The sequence below is a fragment of the Pseudomonas sp. BF-R-01 genome (assembly GCF_019946615.1).
Classification (GTDB): domain Bacteria; phylum Pseudomonadota; class Gammaproteobacteria; order Pseudomonadales; family Pseudomonadaceae; genus Aquipseudomonas; species Aquipseudomonas migulae.
Window position 1 is genome coordinate 206,636 of sequence record NZ_JAGYFX010000001.1, and the last position, 14,618, is coordinate 221,253.

14 protein-coding genes are annotated in these 14,618 nt (G+C 56.4%); 2 read left to right on the forward strand and 12 right to left on the reverse strand.

The window, feature by feature from the left end:
- Positions 1-53: 53 nt before the first annotated feature.
- From KGB27_RS01030 to KGB27_RS01085, 12 genes are all read right to left on the reverse strand, one after another.
- Positions 54-683, reverse strand: coding sequence for a malonic semialdehyde reductase (locus KGB27_RS01030; protein WP_263289117.1), 630 nt, complete (start codon positions 681-683; stop codon positions 54-56).
- Between the two features lie 65 nt (positions 684-748).
- The gene (locus KGB27_RS01035) at positions 749-2,113 is read right to left on the reverse strand and encodes an aminotransferase class III-fold pyridoxal phosphate-dependent enzyme (RefSeq protein WP_223552544.1); all 1,365 of its coding nucleotides are present in this window, start codon (positions 2,111-2,113) and stop codon (positions 749-751) included.
- Positions 2,114-2,245: 132 nt separating this feature from the next.
- Positions 2,246-3,337, reverse strand: coding sequence for an ABC transporter ATP-binding protein (locus KGB27_RS01040; protein ID WP_223510820.1), 1,092 nt, complete (start codon positions 3,335-3,337; stop codon positions 2,246-2,248).
- Between the two features lie 57 nt (positions 3,338-3,394).
- Positions 3,395-4,213 (reverse strand): ABC transporter permease, encoded by an 819-nt coding sequence (locus KGB27_RS01045; RefSeq protein WP_223543008.1) that lies wholly within the window; start codon positions 4,211-4,213, stop codon positions 3,395-3,397.
- Positions 4,214-4,221: 8 nt separating this feature from the next.
- A complete protein-coding gene (locus KGB27_RS01050) occupies positions 4,222-5,385 on the reverse strand; it encodes an ABC transporter permease (protein WP_223510819.1) in 1,164 nt (387 codons plus the stop codon).
- A gap of 107 nt (positions 5,386-5,492) precedes the next feature.
- Positions 5,493-6,530, reverse strand: a complete 1,038-nt coding sequence (locus KGB27_RS01055; protein WP_223552545.1) for an ABC transporter substrate-binding protein — start codon at positions 6,528-6,530, stop codon at positions 5,493-5,495.
- A 254-nt stretch (positions 6,531-6,784) separates the two neighbouring features.
- Entirely contained in the window at positions 6,785-7,066 is a 282-nt protein-coding gene (locus tag KGB27_RS01060; RefSeq protein ID WP_223552546.1) for a DUF2218 domain-containing protein, read from the reverse strand.
- 83 nt (positions 7,067-7,149) lie between these two features.
- Positions 7,150-7,698: a VOC family protein gene (locus KGB27_RS01065; protein WP_223552547.1), complete on the reverse strand. Its 549-nt coding sequence runs from the start codon at positions 7,696-7,698 to the stop codon at positions 7,150-7,152.
- Positions 7,699-7,731: 33 nt separating this feature from the next.
- Positions 7,732-8,718 (reverse strand): fumarylacetoacetate hydrolase family protein, encoded by a 987-nt coding sequence (locus KGB27_RS01070; RefSeq protein ID WP_223552548.1) that lies wholly within the window; start codon positions 8,716-8,718, stop codon positions 7,732-7,734.
- 79 nt (positions 8,719-8,797) lie between these two features.
- Positions 8,798-9,184, reverse strand: a complete 387-nt coding sequence (locus KGB27_RS01075; RefSeq protein WP_223552549.1) for a 5-carboxymethyl-2-hydroxymuconate Delta-isomerase — start codon at positions 9,182-9,184, stop codon at positions 8,798-8,800.
- A 29-nt stretch (positions 9,185-9,213) separates the two neighbouring features.
- Positions 9,214-10,713: an aldehyde dehydrogenase family protein gene (locus KGB27_RS01080; RefSeq protein ID WP_223552550.1), complete on the reverse strand. Its 1,500-nt coding sequence runs from the start codon at positions 10,711-10,713 to the stop codon at positions 9,214-9,216.
- Between the two features lie 169 nt (positions 10,714-10,882).
- Positions 10,883-11,659 (reverse strand): IclR family transcriptional regulator, encoded by a 777-nt coding sequence (locus KGB27_RS01085; protein ID WP_223552551.1) that lies wholly within the window; start codon positions 11,657-11,659, stop codon positions 10,883-10,885.
- 373 nt (positions 11,660-12,032) lie between these two features.
- On the opposite strand from KGB27_RS01085, the gene KGB27_RS01090 reads away from it, so the two are divergent.
- Positions 12,033-13,403, forward strand: coding sequence for an aminotransferase (locus KGB27_RS01090; RefSeq protein WP_223510811.1), 1,371 nt, complete (start codon positions 12,033-12,035; stop codon positions 13,401-13,403).
- Positions 13,400-14,554 (forward strand): ABC transporter ATP-binding protein, encoded by a 1,155-nt coding sequence (locus KGB27_RS01095; RefSeq protein WP_223552552.1) that lies wholly within the window; start codon positions 13,400-13,402, stop codon positions 14,552-14,554. The genes KGB27_RS01090 and KGB27_RS01095 overlap by 4 nt, the downstream gene beginning before the upstream one ends.
- The last annotated feature ends 64 nt before the right edge of the window (positions 14,555-14,618 follow it).

Here is a 14,618-nt window from a genome sequence, read left to right on the forward strand (position 1 = left end):
GTGCCCGCCTTCGACGGCGGGCACTGCCATCACGTGGTCAGTTCCATCCACCATCAGGCAAACGTACAGACCTCATCGAAAGACAAGCGTGGCAAGCGTTGATGCAACTTGCTCACATCGCCATATCCCAGATTGCAGAGAAAATTGCTGCGCACTGTAGTGCCGGCAAAAAATGCCTCATCCAGTGCCTGACTATCAAATCCCGACATCGGTCCGCAATCCAGTCCTAGTGCCCGGGCTGCCAGCATCAACCAGGCAGCTTGCAGGGAGCTGTTGCGCAAGGCGCACTCCTCGCTCGCCGTGGGGTCGTTGCGGAACATGTCACTCACATCGGCATGGGGGAACAACCTGGGCAACTGCCGCCAGAAGTTCATGTCAAAGCCGATAATCACCGTGACTGGTGCGCTTAACACTTTTTCGACGTTGCCTGGACTCAGACATGGCTTCAACCGCTGCTTGCCCTTATCACTGGTGACAAACACCAATCTTGCTGGCATGCAGTTAACCGAAGTCGGTGCAAACTGAGCCAAAGCCCATAACTCCTCGAGGAGCGACCTGCTGACAGGGCGCGCTTGCCAACCATTGTGGCTGCGCCCCTCGCGAAACAGCAGATCGAGACTTGCATCATCGAGGCTCGACAAGCGTCGGCGAAGATCATTCGCCATTTCCAATGTTGAACTCATGGGGGCACTCATACTCAAGGTAGACGTACAATGACCAGCATCCGTGAATGCTGGTCGATAGCGGCTTACCAGGGGTTGGCGATGAACGCGCGATCAAGCACTTCGACGACTTCGTCGACGTGTTCTTTGTTGAAGGTCAGCGGTGGAGAAATGATCAGTTTGTTAACGATGGTGCGGATCATCACTCCATTGTTCACACAGGCTTCTGAGATCGCCAACGGATAAGCATCTGCAGGACCGAACGGCTCCTTGGTCGCACGGTCCTTGACCAACTCGACTGCCAGCATCAGTCCTTTGCCGCGTACATCGCCGATCGCCCGGTGTTTCTCTTTGAGCGACAGCAGCCTCTCGAGGAAATAGTCGCCGACCACCCGCGCGTTTTCTGCAAGGTTCTCATCCAGCACAATGTCGATTGCAGCAAGCGCTGCCGCGCAGGAGACAGGATGCCCGGAGTAGGTGTAACCGTGCATGTATACCGAGGTGAAACCGGCGTCACGCTCCCAGGCCCGGGCAACGCGCGAATTGACCAGTGTTGCGCTCAAAGGCACATAACCGCTACTGATGCCCTTGGCCAGGCACATGATATCCGGCTTGACGCCCCAACCTCGGGACCCGAACAACGAACCGCTTCGACCCAGCCCGGTAATGACCTCATCGGCGATCAGCAGAATGTCGTACTTGTCGCAGATCTGGCGCAAACGGGGCCAATAGGACGCAGGCGGGACGATGACTCCACCGGCGCCCTGGACCGGCTCAGCGATCAACGCAGCAATGGTGCCTGGCGCCTGCATTTCGATTTGCCGCTCGAGGATCTGAGCGCAGATTTCAGCAAGCTCCTCTGGATCATTGGTGAAAGGGTTGCGATACAGGTGCGGTGATTCAACCTGAAAAAATCCTGGCATCAACGGTTCATAGCTGCTTTTCCAGGCATTGCCGCCACACGCGGACATGCCACCAAAATTAAGGCCGTGATAACCGTTGTACAGCGAGACGAATTTGACCTTGTCAGGTTGACCTTCGAGTTTCCAGTACTGACGTGCAATCTTCAGCGCACTTTCCACCGCATCGGAGCCACCCAGACCAAACGATGCCTTGACCATACCCTCTTCGGCCGCCACTTCCGTCAACTTCTGCGACAGTGCAATGGCCGGTGCGTTGGTGCTGCCCGGGAACAACGAATAGTAGGCAAGCTCCTCCATCTGCTTGGTCACTGCATCGATGATTTCGCGTCGGCCATAACCCGCATTGACACACCACAACCCGCCCTGACAGTCGATAAAACGACGCCCGTCAACGTCGGTAATGTGCACGCCATCGCCGGACTTGATGATCAACGGCCTTTGTTCATGCAGCGCTTTGGGATCTTGCATCGGGTGCATCAAGTGCACCGTATTGTGTTCTTTGAGCCAGGCATTGTTGTTACTGTTCATACTGCCACTCCAGGTCATTCATTAGGGAAAGGACACACAGCCATGTGTGATCCCTGGTCCTGAATCTAGGGTCTGACACCCCTTGCGTCTCTACCCTCAAGGGGTGAGTCGCCACCCTCACAACGGCATATTTCAGACGCCCAACGCGTGACAATCCTGCAAATGCCAGCCAATCCGCACACGGTTACCCGGCAAGGAGGGAACCAGCCCTTGAACATTGGGTATTTTGATGATGAAGTCGTCATGTCCACATAGCTTGACGCGGGTACGCAGGTGGTCACCGTGGTAGATCACTTCACAAACGTCTGCCTCGAAGTTGTTGCTCAGTTCAATTCCCGGCTCCAGAAAACTGACCCGCTCGGGACGCAACGCCAGACAGCAACGCTGCCCTGTCTTAAGGCCTGGTGAGCTCATTGCGTTGATTTGCTGACCTGTATCCATGCCAATGACACAGCGCTCACCCTGCACGCTCTGAACGATACCTTTGAGTTGATTGTTCTCGCCGATGAACTGCGCAACGAAGGCATTCGCGGGACGCTCGTAAAGCTCGCCCGGACTGGCCAATTGCTGGATCACACCATCGTTGAACACCGCCACTCGATCAGACATGGTCAAGGCCTCGCCCTGATCATGGGTGACGTAGACCATGGTGATGCCCAGTTGGCTGTGTAAGCGTTTGATCTCATATTGCATCTGCTCGCGCAGTTGTTTGTCCAGCGCCCCCAGTGGCTCGTCCATCAGCACCAGCTTGGGCTCGAAGATCAATGCGCGCGCCACGGCCACCCTTTGTTGTTGACCACCAGACAGTTGCGCGGGCTTTCGTGTTGCCAGGTGCTGCAGGTGCACCATTTCCAACGCGCGCCCTACCCGACTGCGAATTTCCGCCTTGTCCAGACGCTGGACTTGCAACGGAAACGCCAGGTTGTCGGCGATAGTCATATGCGGGAACAAGGCATAGTTCTGGAACACCATGCCGATGTTACGTTTATGAGTGGCTATACGGCTGATCGGTTGGCCATCCAGATAGATCTCCCCTTCGCTGGCGGTTTCAAACCCGGCGAGCATCATCAGGCAGGTGGTTTTACCCGACCCCGAGGGACCGAGTAGCGTCATGAACTCGCCCTCACGGATACTCAGATTGAGATTCTTGACCACGAAATTCTGGCCGTCATAACTTTTTTTCACGCCAGCGAACTTGACGTAGGAATCATTACTCTTCGACATGAAGTCACACGCTCTCGAGTGAATTGCAGGGTGGCCGCGAACCTGTCGCAACCGAAATCACGTTCCGGATGTGGCACTTTTCCCAGCCATGCGCGAGGCATAGCGTTGCAACCAGCCAAGGGTCAGCAGGAAGAGTGTCGACAACAGCGTCAGCAGGAACGCCACGGCGGTAATGGATGGACTCAGGTTTTCGCGAACACCGGAGAACATCTCTCGGGGCAAGGTGCGCTGATCTGGTCCCGCCAGTAGTAGCGACACCACCACCTCATCGAATGAAGTTGCAAAGGCGAACACTGCACCGCTTGCTACGCCCGGAAGAATCAGCGGCAAGGTGATTCTGTAAAACGTACGAATCGGACCGGCACCAAGGCTCGCCGCCGCGCGCAGCAAGCCGCGATCAAGCCCTTGCAGCGTGGCGTTCACCGCGATCAACACAAAAGGTGTTGCCAGTGCCGTATGCGCCAGCACCATGCCGATGTAAGTGCTGGCCAACCCGAGCGTGGAGAACAGAAAGTAGATACCGACGGCTGTGATCACTGTCGGAACGATCATCGGCGACAACAATACCGCCATCAGTAGAGGCTTCATGCGGAAATCCGCAAGGTTGAGACCCAGCGCTGCCAGTGTGCCGAGCACCGTTGCCAAGCCCATGCTGGCGACACCGATCGTCAAACTGTTCTTGAGTGCAAACAGCCATTGAGGCGAGTTGAACACCTGCTGATACCAGCGCAACGACCAACCATCCAACGGGTAGCTGAGAAAACTTCCACCGTTGAATGACAATGGGATGATCACCAGGATAGGGGCCATCAGGAACACCAACACCATCCACGCCGCGCAACGATTGAAATAGCGCCAAAACAGAGTGCTTTGCATACGTTCTCCTAGCGACCGATGCGCTGTACGCCAACCAAGCCGACATAAACCCGATAAAGCACCAGCGTTGCGATAAGTAGGACCATGCCCAACCCCGCGGCCAAGCCCCAATTGATTGTGCCGCTGGTGTAAAAGGCAATGTAGTAACTGATCAGTTGGTCATTTGAGCCACCAATCAGCACCGGAGTGATGTAGTAGCCAAGAGCAAGAATGAAGACCAGCAGTGAGCCCGCGGCTATACCCGGCAGCAGCTGTGGTAAGTACACCCTGCGATAAGCCATGACCGGTCCCGCGCCGAGCGACACCGCTGCACGCATTTGTGCAGCCGGAACCGCGCGCATCGCGCCATACAGCGGCAGGATCATGTAGGGCAACAGCACATGACTGAGCGCCACCAGCACACCCGTGCGGTTATAAAGCATGTGCAGCGGGTCCTCGATTACACCCAACGTTTGCAGAAGGTTGTTGACCAGACCATTTCCTTGCAGCACAACCACCCACGCCATGGTCCTTACCAGTACCGAGGTCCAGAACGGCAGGAGCACCAGCAACATGATGATCCCGCCCAGCCGAGGTGACGCAGAGGCCATGTATTGCGCCACCGGAAACGCCAGCAACAAAGTGATCAGGGTCACGGACAACGAAATACCGAATGTACGCCCGAGAATATCCAGGTAGTTCGATTGCCCCTCGTCAACCTGAACAATCTGTCCTTGAGCATCGCGCTTAAGGTCCAACGCCGTCAGCAAGTAGAGATCGGTAACCGGCCCACGGGCACGCTCGATGGCGATCCATGGCTCCAGTTTTGCCCATTGCGGATCAATCGCGGTCAGTCGCTGCTGCCAGGTCCCATTCCCAGCTTCAGAAGTTGCCAACTTGCGCGCACTGTTACTGATCAGGCTGCGCAACCCCGGAGTGTCGTAGTTAATACGCCGCGCTATTGTTCCGAGAGTTTTATCCTGCTGGGCCTGGCGCAAATCAGCCACCAACGCTTCATACGCTGCGTCAGAGGGTAAAGTCCGCTTGTCCCAGCCCTTCAATGCCGACATTGTGCGAGATAACAGCGTGGCGGTTTCTCGGTCATCAACTGCAAGTTTGAGCATGCCACTTAACGGCATGATGAATGTGCCAAGCAGGAACAAGAATAACGGGGCGATCAGCAGCAGTGCCATACACTGACGTCGGCGCAACTGGGGGCAGCTTCGTGGGAATGCCTTGACGCCTGAATCCGTGGCGGTAGCCATCACCCCGGCGGCGGCATTTCGTGAATTCACGACCCTCATTTTGCCGACCATGCGGAGAATCGCTCAGTCAGTGAGTCAATGTTCTCCAGCCAATACTCTGCATTGAAAGGTACTGATTTGGCCAGGGTCTCGGGCGAGCTCGGCAACTGAGCCTGAATCTCGGCCGGGATCAACTGATTGGCGTCTTTGTTCGCCACCCCATACCGAATTTTCTGCGGGAAACGCGCCTGGTTGCGAGCATCGCCGAAATACTTGAGGAAACGGTAAGCCTCGTCCTGATTCTTACTGCCCTTGAGCAGCACCCAGGAGTCGACCATAAAAACTCCGCCATTCCACACCACTTTGAAATTGCGCTTGTCCGACTCATTGGCGGCAAATACACGGCCGTTGTAAGTGGTGGTCATAACAACTTCGCCAGAGCCAAGCAGTTGCATCGGCTGGTTGCCGGCCGACCACCAGATTATGTTCGGCTTGAGTTGCTCCAACTTAGCAAACGCGCGATCGACACCTTGCGGAGTACTCAATACGGCGTAGACCTGATCAGGCGCAACACCATCGGCCATCAAGGCGAACTCCAGGTTCATTTTCGGCCCCTGACGCAGTGCTCGCTTGCCGGGAAATTTCTTTACGTCCCAAAAATCAGCCCAGGATTGAGGTCCGGCCTTCAGCACATTGCCATCATAGGCAATCACTATGCTGTATACGTTCGCACCCAACCCGCATTCGCTCGCGGCCCCCGGGATAAATTGCGAGGGTTTGCCAATGCGCGAGAAGTCCAGCGGTTGATACAATCCCTCCTCACAACCCAGCACCATCTCCTCGGGTTCGACCTGTACCAAATCCCATCCGGAGTCACCGGCCATGATCTTTGAACGCAAGATACCGATGCCGCCGTCCCAACTGTCTTCATGAATGTTCAGCCCTTCGGCTCGCAGGGGATCGAAGAACACTTCTCGCTGCGCATCTTGAAAGATGCCCCCCCAAGACACCAAGGTGACCTGAGCCGAAGCATTGCTGGCTAGAACAATCCCAGCCAGTAAACCGCAGATACTCGAAGAAAATTTATGGTTCATGGACGTACCCTCAGTGCAGGCAGTCGGATATATCGGAATGTTTTTTTCACCGACTCGCTACAACCGTAAGCTACGCTCGCTCGGATCAACTAACGTCACCCTGAAGGGTGACGCTCAATTGTTCAGATGTTCAGACTTGCTGGGGGGCCAGGCCGGCCGATTGAGTGAAACCGCACTGGATGGTTCAAAATCGCTAGTCACACGCAAAAAAAAGGCGCCTTTAGCGGCGCCCGTCGAGTTTGTAAGCAATTGATTCAGCGTTGCCAGCGAATGATCAGAAGGTCTTCGCCGGCCATGCGCTGCAAGTGATCAGCCACCACCGGCTCCAGCTCATCCAATTGAGCCAGATCAGGCGCCTGAAGGCTGATGAGTAAGCCGCCCTCATTGATTTCAAGCAGGCAACGGGACGGGTCGAAAAAAATATCTCCCTGTGTCTCATTGAAACTGACGGTGAACTTATGACTCCAATGGCGGCAAAGACGGGTCAGGCAGCGGGCTGCCAACGGCGTGCTGACATGGGCGCGAGATATCAACATAGACAACTCCTCAATGAGCAAAGCCCCTTGCGCACAAGGCTCAAGGGGCATGCCAATTTTACATAAGCGCCATGGGGTTGTAGCTAGTGTTTATAGCCATGAGCCGCGCCGAAAATCAGCTCCCGCTCAGACCAGTTATGCCGCCCATCCCAATGCATTAGTACGGCCTGCGCCTCACGCTCGTACTTCTCATCCATCTCGGGGGTAGCCGTGTGCACACCCAACTCAAGGCGATGCCCCGAAGGGTCGAAAAAGTAGATTGAAAGCAGAAAGTCATCATGGTTGACCGGCCCCAATACGTTGACGCCCTTGGACTCCAAGTCGGCCTTGGCTTGCAACAGTGTTTCGACATCCTTGACCCGAAAAGCAAAGTGCTGAACCCAGCCTGGAGTCTCGGGATCCCGCCCTGAAACAGCGCCTGGATCGTTGGGCAGTTCAAAGAAGGCAATGCAGCTTCCGTCTTCCATCTGAAAAAAAATATGAATGTGCGGGCTGTAGGCGCCCGTTGACGGGACATGGTCTTCGCCCATCGCGTGAATGAATTTCAGGCCGAGAACATTCGTATAGAACTCGACCGTTTCCCGGGCATCTTTGCAACGAAAGGCAGCATGGTGGAGACTTTTACAGAGCATGGTGAGCTCCCTGTTCTGGGTTTGATGTCTGGTTCAGTTGATGTTGCGCTGCGCAACAACCTGATCGATGGGACCGAATACCGAACGCCCTTGTCGGTCGAAGTGCTCGATCCTGACCCGCTCGCCGAACTTCAACAGTGAGGTCGAGGCCTGGCCAGTCTTGATGGTTTCCAGTGCACGCCACTCGCCGATACAACCGCAACCGACACTGTCATCCTCATTAGAAACCGTGCCCAGCCCCACTAAACTACCGGGCTCGAAGTCTCGGGTTTGAGCCACATGAGCAATCATGTGGCCATAGTGGAAGGGTGTATCGATACCGGTTTCTATATCGCCAAAGAGTTCTCCGCGAACCCAGCACTTCATTTTCCCAGACACCAATTTGCCGTCCCACAAATCGCCCAATTCATCGGGAGTAACGGCGATTGGCCCCAGAGTGGAAGCCGATTTGCTGGTAACAAAACCAAAGGTGCGTTTGAGTTCGGCGGGAATCAGCGCGCGCAACGAAACATCATTGAGCAGCACGAACAACCGGATGTAGCTTGTCGCATTCTCTGGCGAGACCCCCATGGGTACATCACCGGTGACGGCGGCGATCTCCGCTTCAAAGTCGATACCCATGCCATCGTCAGGCAAGCTGATGGGGTCATTCCAAGCCATGAAACCATGGGAGATGCCCTGATACACGAGCGGCTTTTCCAGTAGATCCGTCGGCAAGGTTTCGCCCCGCGCAGCACGATTGCGCTGAATATGGCTGAGGTAGCAGGCCCCATCCAGGTACTGATAGCTGCGTGGCAGCGGCGACCCCAGCACCGTCATATCAAGGGCAAAAGCCCCTTCGATCTGACCCTGATTCAACGCGTCATACAACTCGCGCAGTGGGGCTTCAAGCGAGTCCCAGTTGTCCAGTGCGAACTGCAAGGAGGGCGCACGCTCACCCACTTTGACTGCCAGCCTCAGATCGCGACTGACCACTAACAGTTGGCCATCACGCCCAGATTTCAGTGACGCAAGCTTCATGATTCTAACTCCAGACATTAAATGGGCAGCCCTGCCCGATGAGTTCGAGGCAGGGTGAGCTCAACGGCGCGCTCTCGCCTCAGGAATGCTCGAACAGCGCGTGCAAATTGTTTGAGTTGAAGAACACACCCGGATGGAACAGCCCCACCTCCATCGACAACGCCAGAAAACGACGTGCCTGTAGATCAGCAAAATGCGCCTGAAGAGTGGCGAAAATGTTTTGCCCTATTTCCTCACGCAGCGTCTGCGGACGAGTGGCACTGAGCTTGAGCTCGACATGAACGCCCGCGTAGTCGCCCAAGCCATCCGCAAAACAATAGTGCTCAATGCGCCGTGCCCGACTGCGGATGCCACCAGTGGGGAACAACTGCTTGGCGATCAGTTGCCGATGCACTTTGGCGAACAAAGTGTCCAGCTCCAGTTCGTTTTCAAGATTGGCGGTGTACTCAACAATGAAATGCGGCATTTGAAGACCTCAGGCAGAGCTCAGACCGATCAGGAAACCCGAACCAATACGGTTTTGCTTTCCAGATAGCCGTCCAAACCTTCACGACCAAGATCACGGCCGAATCCGGATTGCTTCGTACCACCTTCTGGCAACGCCGGATAAGGGAAGCCCTCGGTATTAACCGAAACTTTGCCGCACTTGAGCAAAGGAATAAGCTGATGCACGCGGCTCAAGTCACGACTCCAGACACTGGCCGCCAAACCGTACACTGTGTCATTGGCAAGCATCGCTGCCTCTTCGAGATCATCGAATGGCATGACGGCGAGGACCGGGCCGAAAATTTCTTGCTGCACCAGCTCGTCCTCCTGCTTGATGCCGGCCAGGACTGCCGGCGCTGCAAAGAAGCCCTCGCCTTGAGGTGAGCGCCCTTGGGTAACCAGGCTTGCGCCCCCCTGCACTGCTCGTTGCACATAACCCTGCACTCTTTCGAGCTGACGAGCGTTGATCAATGGCCCCATCTGGCTACCCGCATTGAGCCCGGCCCCGAGCTGCAGACTGTCAGCCTGCCGGGCGACCCCTTCCAGGACCTGCTCATACACCCGGCGCTGCACATACAAACGCGCACCGGCGACGCAGATCTGCCCTGAGTTGGTGAAAATCGCATTGGCCGCACCGCTGATGGCCTGCTGCAGATCGGCGTCATCAAACACGATGGTTGGAGATTTTCCGCCCAACTCGAGGGTGACTTTCTTCAAGTGGTCAGTGGCCAGACGGTTGATGTATTTGCCAGTCTCAGTGGAACCGGTAAAGGAAATCTTCGCCACCTGGGGATGGCGCACCAAGGCTTCACCTGCTTCAGCACCGTAGCCCGTCACGATGTTGACCACACCATTCGGAAAACCGGCCTGCTGAATCAGATCAGCCAGGATCAGGGCCGTCAGCGAGGCATCTTCAGCCGGTTTCAGCACGACCGTACAACCGGCTGCCAACGCCGGCGCAAGCTTCCAGATCGCCATCATCAGCGGCACGTTCCACGGCACGATTGCCCCGACCACGCCCACCGCTTCACGGGTGGTGTAGGCAAAAAACTGACTACCGGGAAACGGCATCTTCACATCAACCGTCTCGCCGGCGATCTTCGACGGCCAGCCGGCCATATAGCGCAGAACGCCAGCGGCGCCGCCCACGTTGATTTCGGCAAAGCCCAACGGCATGCCGTTATCGACGCTTTCGACTTGAGCCAGAAGTGCCATATTGGCTTCGATCAAATCGGCCAGGCGCAGGATCAGGCGTTCACGATCAAGCGGCGACAATCCGCGCCAGGATGGCTGATTGAAGGCACGATGAGCAGCCTGCACAGCGGCGTCGATATCCGCGGCATTGCCTGCCCCGATAGCACTGATCTGATGACCACTGGAGGGGTCGAGCACAGCAATGCTGGCGGTGGGCGCCTGCCACTGCCCATCAATAAAGTGACCGTGTGTGTGCTCGAGAAATACACGAGCTGCAGGGCTCAGGCGTGAATAATCATTACTGTCGATCGCCATGACTCAGGCTTCCTGTTACCCCAATGGGGCATTGAACATGACCCCATAGTAGGAAGCAGTAGAAGATCGGCCTATACCCGTCCAAGGTGACCCCTGCACCGGCTCGTCCGTGAAGTCGTGTATGGAGCATGTCGATTTGGATGCGGCTAGCCAGTAATGACCACCCCCGTCAAAAGTCTCCTTTGAACCCAAGGTTCCAAGACGCGCGCAACGCTGCTTTTTTCAATGCCCTGACCTGTTCAGGATTCAGTTCACGGGAAATATTCTGCACGGTCGCCACCAGCGCTACAGTGCCGATAAACTCCTCGTTGATGCCTAATATCGGAGCAGCGATAGCAGAAATTCCCAGTGTTTCTTCCTCGATGGCTGACGCCCAACCTTGAGACCTGGCTTCGCTGACCTGGCGCACCAAATCGGCACGGTCGGTCACCGTATTCATCGTGATGGCGGGCAACTCGCCTGGGAGTTGATCCATGCTCAACTGCTTGGCAAAGGCCAACGCGACCTTGCCCTGAGCGTTGCAATGCAGCTGCAGTTCAGTGCCGATACGCACACCAATTTCAAGCGTGGATTTGCCCAGCAGCGTTTCGACCACTATCAACCGGCGCGCTTGAAGCACCGACAGAACCACCGTCAATCCCAGTTCGTCTCGCAGATCTCGAATGGCGTCAGCGGAAGCGCTTAGCAGGTCGATGCCGCTGGCGGCTACCTGCCCGAGCACATAGGCCTGGATGCCCAGTCGATACTTTGAGGTCTGCGGGTTTTGACTCAAGTAACCGCGCTCGACCAGAGTCTTCAGGTGCCTGAACACTGAGCCTTTAGTAGTCCCCAGTTGTACGGCCAACTCACTGACCCCAATCTCATCCCCCGCGCTTGCCACTCGTTCGAGCACATCGAGGGCCAGTTGCACCGATCTGACTCCACCTTTCCCTGCATCGTCGCTCATGTTTGATCCCGTTCATGCGATTCATCGAAGCCCGCGTCGAGCTGGCAAGCTTTGTGCTGTAGATCTTAAAAGCACCGTGTTCGCGTAGGCGAAACGATACAACTGTATATCACCGATAAACAAGTCTGTGACTCTGCATTTTCGCCTGACTGAACTCCTCATCTCGACATCTCACCAACCGCAGCATAAGCGGATGATTTCTCGACAAAAGTCTTTCCCCTTACAAAAATCCGTCGAAGAATTTTTCTTTCATCGAAACGCTATTGCTTACAGCGACACACAAAACATTTGACGATCACCGCCAATAGTCGTAAAAATGAAACTACGTACCGCATACGCATACGACTGATTAATGATTTAAGAGGATGACGTCATGACCGCTCGTGATTCGGCCCTGGCCAAGCGAGACATCGCCCACCATCTCCACTCGCAGACCAATCTGCGACTGCACGAACAACTGGGTCCATTGCTGATCGAGCGTGGCGAGGGCATTTATGTATTTGATGACCAAGGCCGGCGCTACATCGAGGGCATGTCAGGCCTGTGGTGTGCAACGCTGGGCTTCAGCCAACCGCGTCTGGCTGAAGCGGCGTATGCGCAAATGTTGAAGCTGCCCTATCAGCAGACCTTCGCGCACCGCAGTCATGGACCGGCCGCAGACTTGGCCGCCGAATTGATTGCCCACGCGCCGGCGGGCCTGGAAAAAGTGGTGTTCCAGAGTTCAGGATCGGAAGCGATCGATACCGCGATCAAATTCGTTCGCTACTACCACATTGCGCTGGGAAAACCGGGCAAGACACGCCTGATTGCACGTCACCGCAGTTACCATGGCACCACACTGGCCGCCGCCAGCCTCACCGGTTTGCCCAACATGCATAAAGGTTGGGGCGAGCCCCTGGCCGACGTCATCCATGTGCGTTGCCCACACCTCTATCGCCAAGGCCTTCCCGGGGAAACCGAAGAAGCGTTCTCCACCCGCCTCGCCGAAGAGTTGGAGCAGACCATTCTCGACGCTGGCCCTGAAACCATTGGCGCCTTCTTCGCTGAGCCTGTGATGGGCACCGGTGGCGTGATCCTGCCGCCAGCCGGGTATTTCGCCAAGGTTCAGGCGGTACTGCGCAAGTACGACATTCTTATGGTGGCCGACGAAGTGATCTGTGGCTTCGGGCGCACCGGCTATTACTGGGGCTGCCAGGCAATGGGCATTCAGCCCGACATGCTGACCTGTGCCAAAGGTTTGTCCGCAGCGTTTCAGCCGATCTCGGCTTTGCTGCTCAGCGACCAGGTCTATCAGGTCATCGCCGATCAGAGCAATACCCTGGGTGGCCTTGGGCACGGCTACACCTACGGAGGGCACCCGGTGGCCGCAGCCGTTGCACTGGAAACCCTGCGCATGTACGACGAGTTGGCTATCGTCGAACACGTTGCCGAGGTTGCCCCGGCCTTCCAGGCTGGCATCAAAGCCTTTGCCGATCATCCACTGGTGGGCGATGCACGCGGCATCGGTCTGATGGCGGCACTGGAGTTCGTCGCTGACAAACAGACCCGTGAACCCTTCCCCGCCGAATTCAAAGTGGCCAGCAAGGTCAGCGATGTCCTGCAACGCAACGGCATCCTGCTGCGCGCACTGGGCGACACCCTGGTGATGGCGCCGCCGCTGATCGTCGATGCCGATCAGATCCAGACTATTCTCAAGGCTGTGGCTCAGGCACTCGATGAAGTCCTCGCGGGTATCCGGCCATGACCGCACAATCCAGTCGCGCGCTGACCAGGGTCCCTATGCCACTACCCGACAACATCGAAGCATCCGTAGCGGAAAGTCCGGTACTGGTCCGGTTCGAAGGTGTACACAAAACATATGACGAGCGCAGCTGGGTCGTAGACAACCTGGACTTGAACATCCGCCAGGGCGAATTTCTGTCCCTGCTGGGCCCCAGCGGATCGGGAAAGACCACCACACTGATGATGCTTGCCGGTTTCGACGCGCCAGACCGTGGCCGTATCCTCATGGACGGCACTGACATCAGTAAACTGCCGGCTTATAAACGCGACATGGGCGTGGTCTTTCAGAGTTACGCCTTGTTCCCGCACATGAGCGTGGCCGAGAACGTCGCCTTCCCCCTCAACTTGCGCAAAATACCGGCCGCCGAAGCAAAGGTTCGCGTCAAGGAAGCGTTGGCCCTGGCTCGTCTGGAAGGGTTTGAAGATCGCAACCCCGCACAGTTGTCCGGAGGCCAGCAGCAACGTGTCGCGCTAGCCCGGGCGCTGGTGTATCGCCCACGCATCCTGCTGATGGACGAACCGCTGGGTGCCCTCGACAAGGGTTTGCGCGAACACATGCAACTGGAACTCAAAGCCATCCATAAACAGCTGGGCATCACGTTTGTCTACGTTACTCACGATCAAGACGAAGCCATGACCATGTCGGATCGCGTGGCGGTGTTCAACGAAGGCAAGATCGCCCAGATCGACCGACCGGAAACCATTTACAACCGCCCCGCCACACGCTTCGTGGCGAATTTTCTGGGTGAAACCAATGTGCTGGAAGGTGTCCTGGTCAGTGTCAGCGGCAATCTCGCACGAATCCGCCTGACCGAAGGCGACACGGTTCACGAGGCGTTTTGCTCTGATCCCGAGCTGGTCGCAGGTCTCCCGGTTGCGCTGGCTATTCGCCCCGAAAACCTGAGGCTGGCAACGCCGGGAGAGGCCGCGATTCAGGCCCGCGTCGTCGACAGCATCTTTCATGGCGCCCACTGCAAGTTGCGCCTGGTGATGACCGATGGCTGCGAGCTTTCGATGACTTATAACCCGGGCACCCTGGGCCAGGCACCACCCCTGCCTGGCGAAAGCGTGAGGCTGGCGCTGCCTGCCGCACAGGCAATGATTTTGCGCTGAAAGCCCAAAACAACAAGAACGCGTCGATCTGTTACGTCACTTCTGCCGACCACAACTAAATCAA

What these genes read in the sequence shown, in the direction of transcription:
- KGB27_RS01060 (WP_223552546.1), bottom strand. Translation starts at nt 7,066, where the DNA reads ATGTTGATATCTCGCGCCCATGTCAGCACGCCGTTGGCAGCCCGCTGC.
- KGB27_RS01035 (WP_223552544.1), bottom strand. Translation starts at nt 2,113, where the DNA reads ATGAACAGTAACAACAATGCCTGGCTCAAAGAACACAATACGGTGCAC.
- KGB27_RS01085 (WP_223552551.1), bottom strand. Translation starts at nt 11,659, where the DNA reads ATGAGCGACGATGCAGGGAAAGGTGGAGTCAGATCGGTGCAACTGGCC.
- KGB27_RS01080 (WP_223552550.1), bottom strand. Translation starts at nt 10,713, where the DNA reads ATGGCGATCGACAGTAATGATTATTCACGCCTGAGCCCTGCAGCTCGT.
- KGB27_RS01055 (WP_223552545.1), bottom strand. Translation starts at nt 6,530, where the DNA reads ATGAACCATAAATTTTCTTCGAGTATCTGCGGTTTACTGGCTGGGATT.
- KGB27_RS01070 (WP_223552548.1), bottom strand. Translation starts at nt 8,718, where the DNA reads ATGAAGCTTGCGTCACTGAAATCTGGGCGTGATGGCCAACTGTTAGTG.
- KGB27_RS01090 (WP_223510811.1), top strand. Translation starts at nt 12,033, where the DNA reads ATGACCGCTCGTGATTCGGCCCTGGCCAAGCGAGACATCGCCCACCAT.
- KGB27_RS01095 (WP_223552552.1), top strand. Translation starts at nt 13,400, where the DNA reads ATGACCGCACAATCCAGTCGCGCGCTGACCAGGGTCCCTATGCCACTA.
- KGB27_RS01065 (WP_223552547.1), bottom strand. Translation starts at nt 7,698, where the DNA reads ATGCTCTGTAAAAGTCTCCACCATGCTGCCTTTCGTTGCAAAGATGCC.
- KGB27_RS01050 (WP_223510819.1), bottom strand. Translation starts at nt 5,385, where the DNA reads ATGGCACTGCTGCTGATCGCCCCGTTATTCTTGTTCCTGCTTGGCACA.
- KGB27_RS01045 (WP_223543008.1), bottom strand. Translation starts at nt 4,213, where the DNA reads ATGCAAAGCACTCTGTTTTGGCGCTATTTCAATCGTTGCGCGGCGTGG.
- KGB27_RS01075 (WP_223552549.1), bottom strand. Translation starts at nt 9,184, where the DNA reads ATGCCGCATTTCATTGTTGAGTACACCGCCAATCTTGAAAACGAACTG.
- KGB27_RS01030 (WP_263289117.1), bottom strand. Translation starts at nt 683, where the DNA reads ATGAGTTCAACATTGGAAATGGCGAATGATCTTCGCCGACGCTTGTCG.
- KGB27_RS01040 (WP_223510820.1), bottom strand. Translation starts at nt 3,337, where the DNA reads ATGTCGAAGAGTAATGATTCCTACGTCAAGTTCGCTGGCGTGAAAAAA.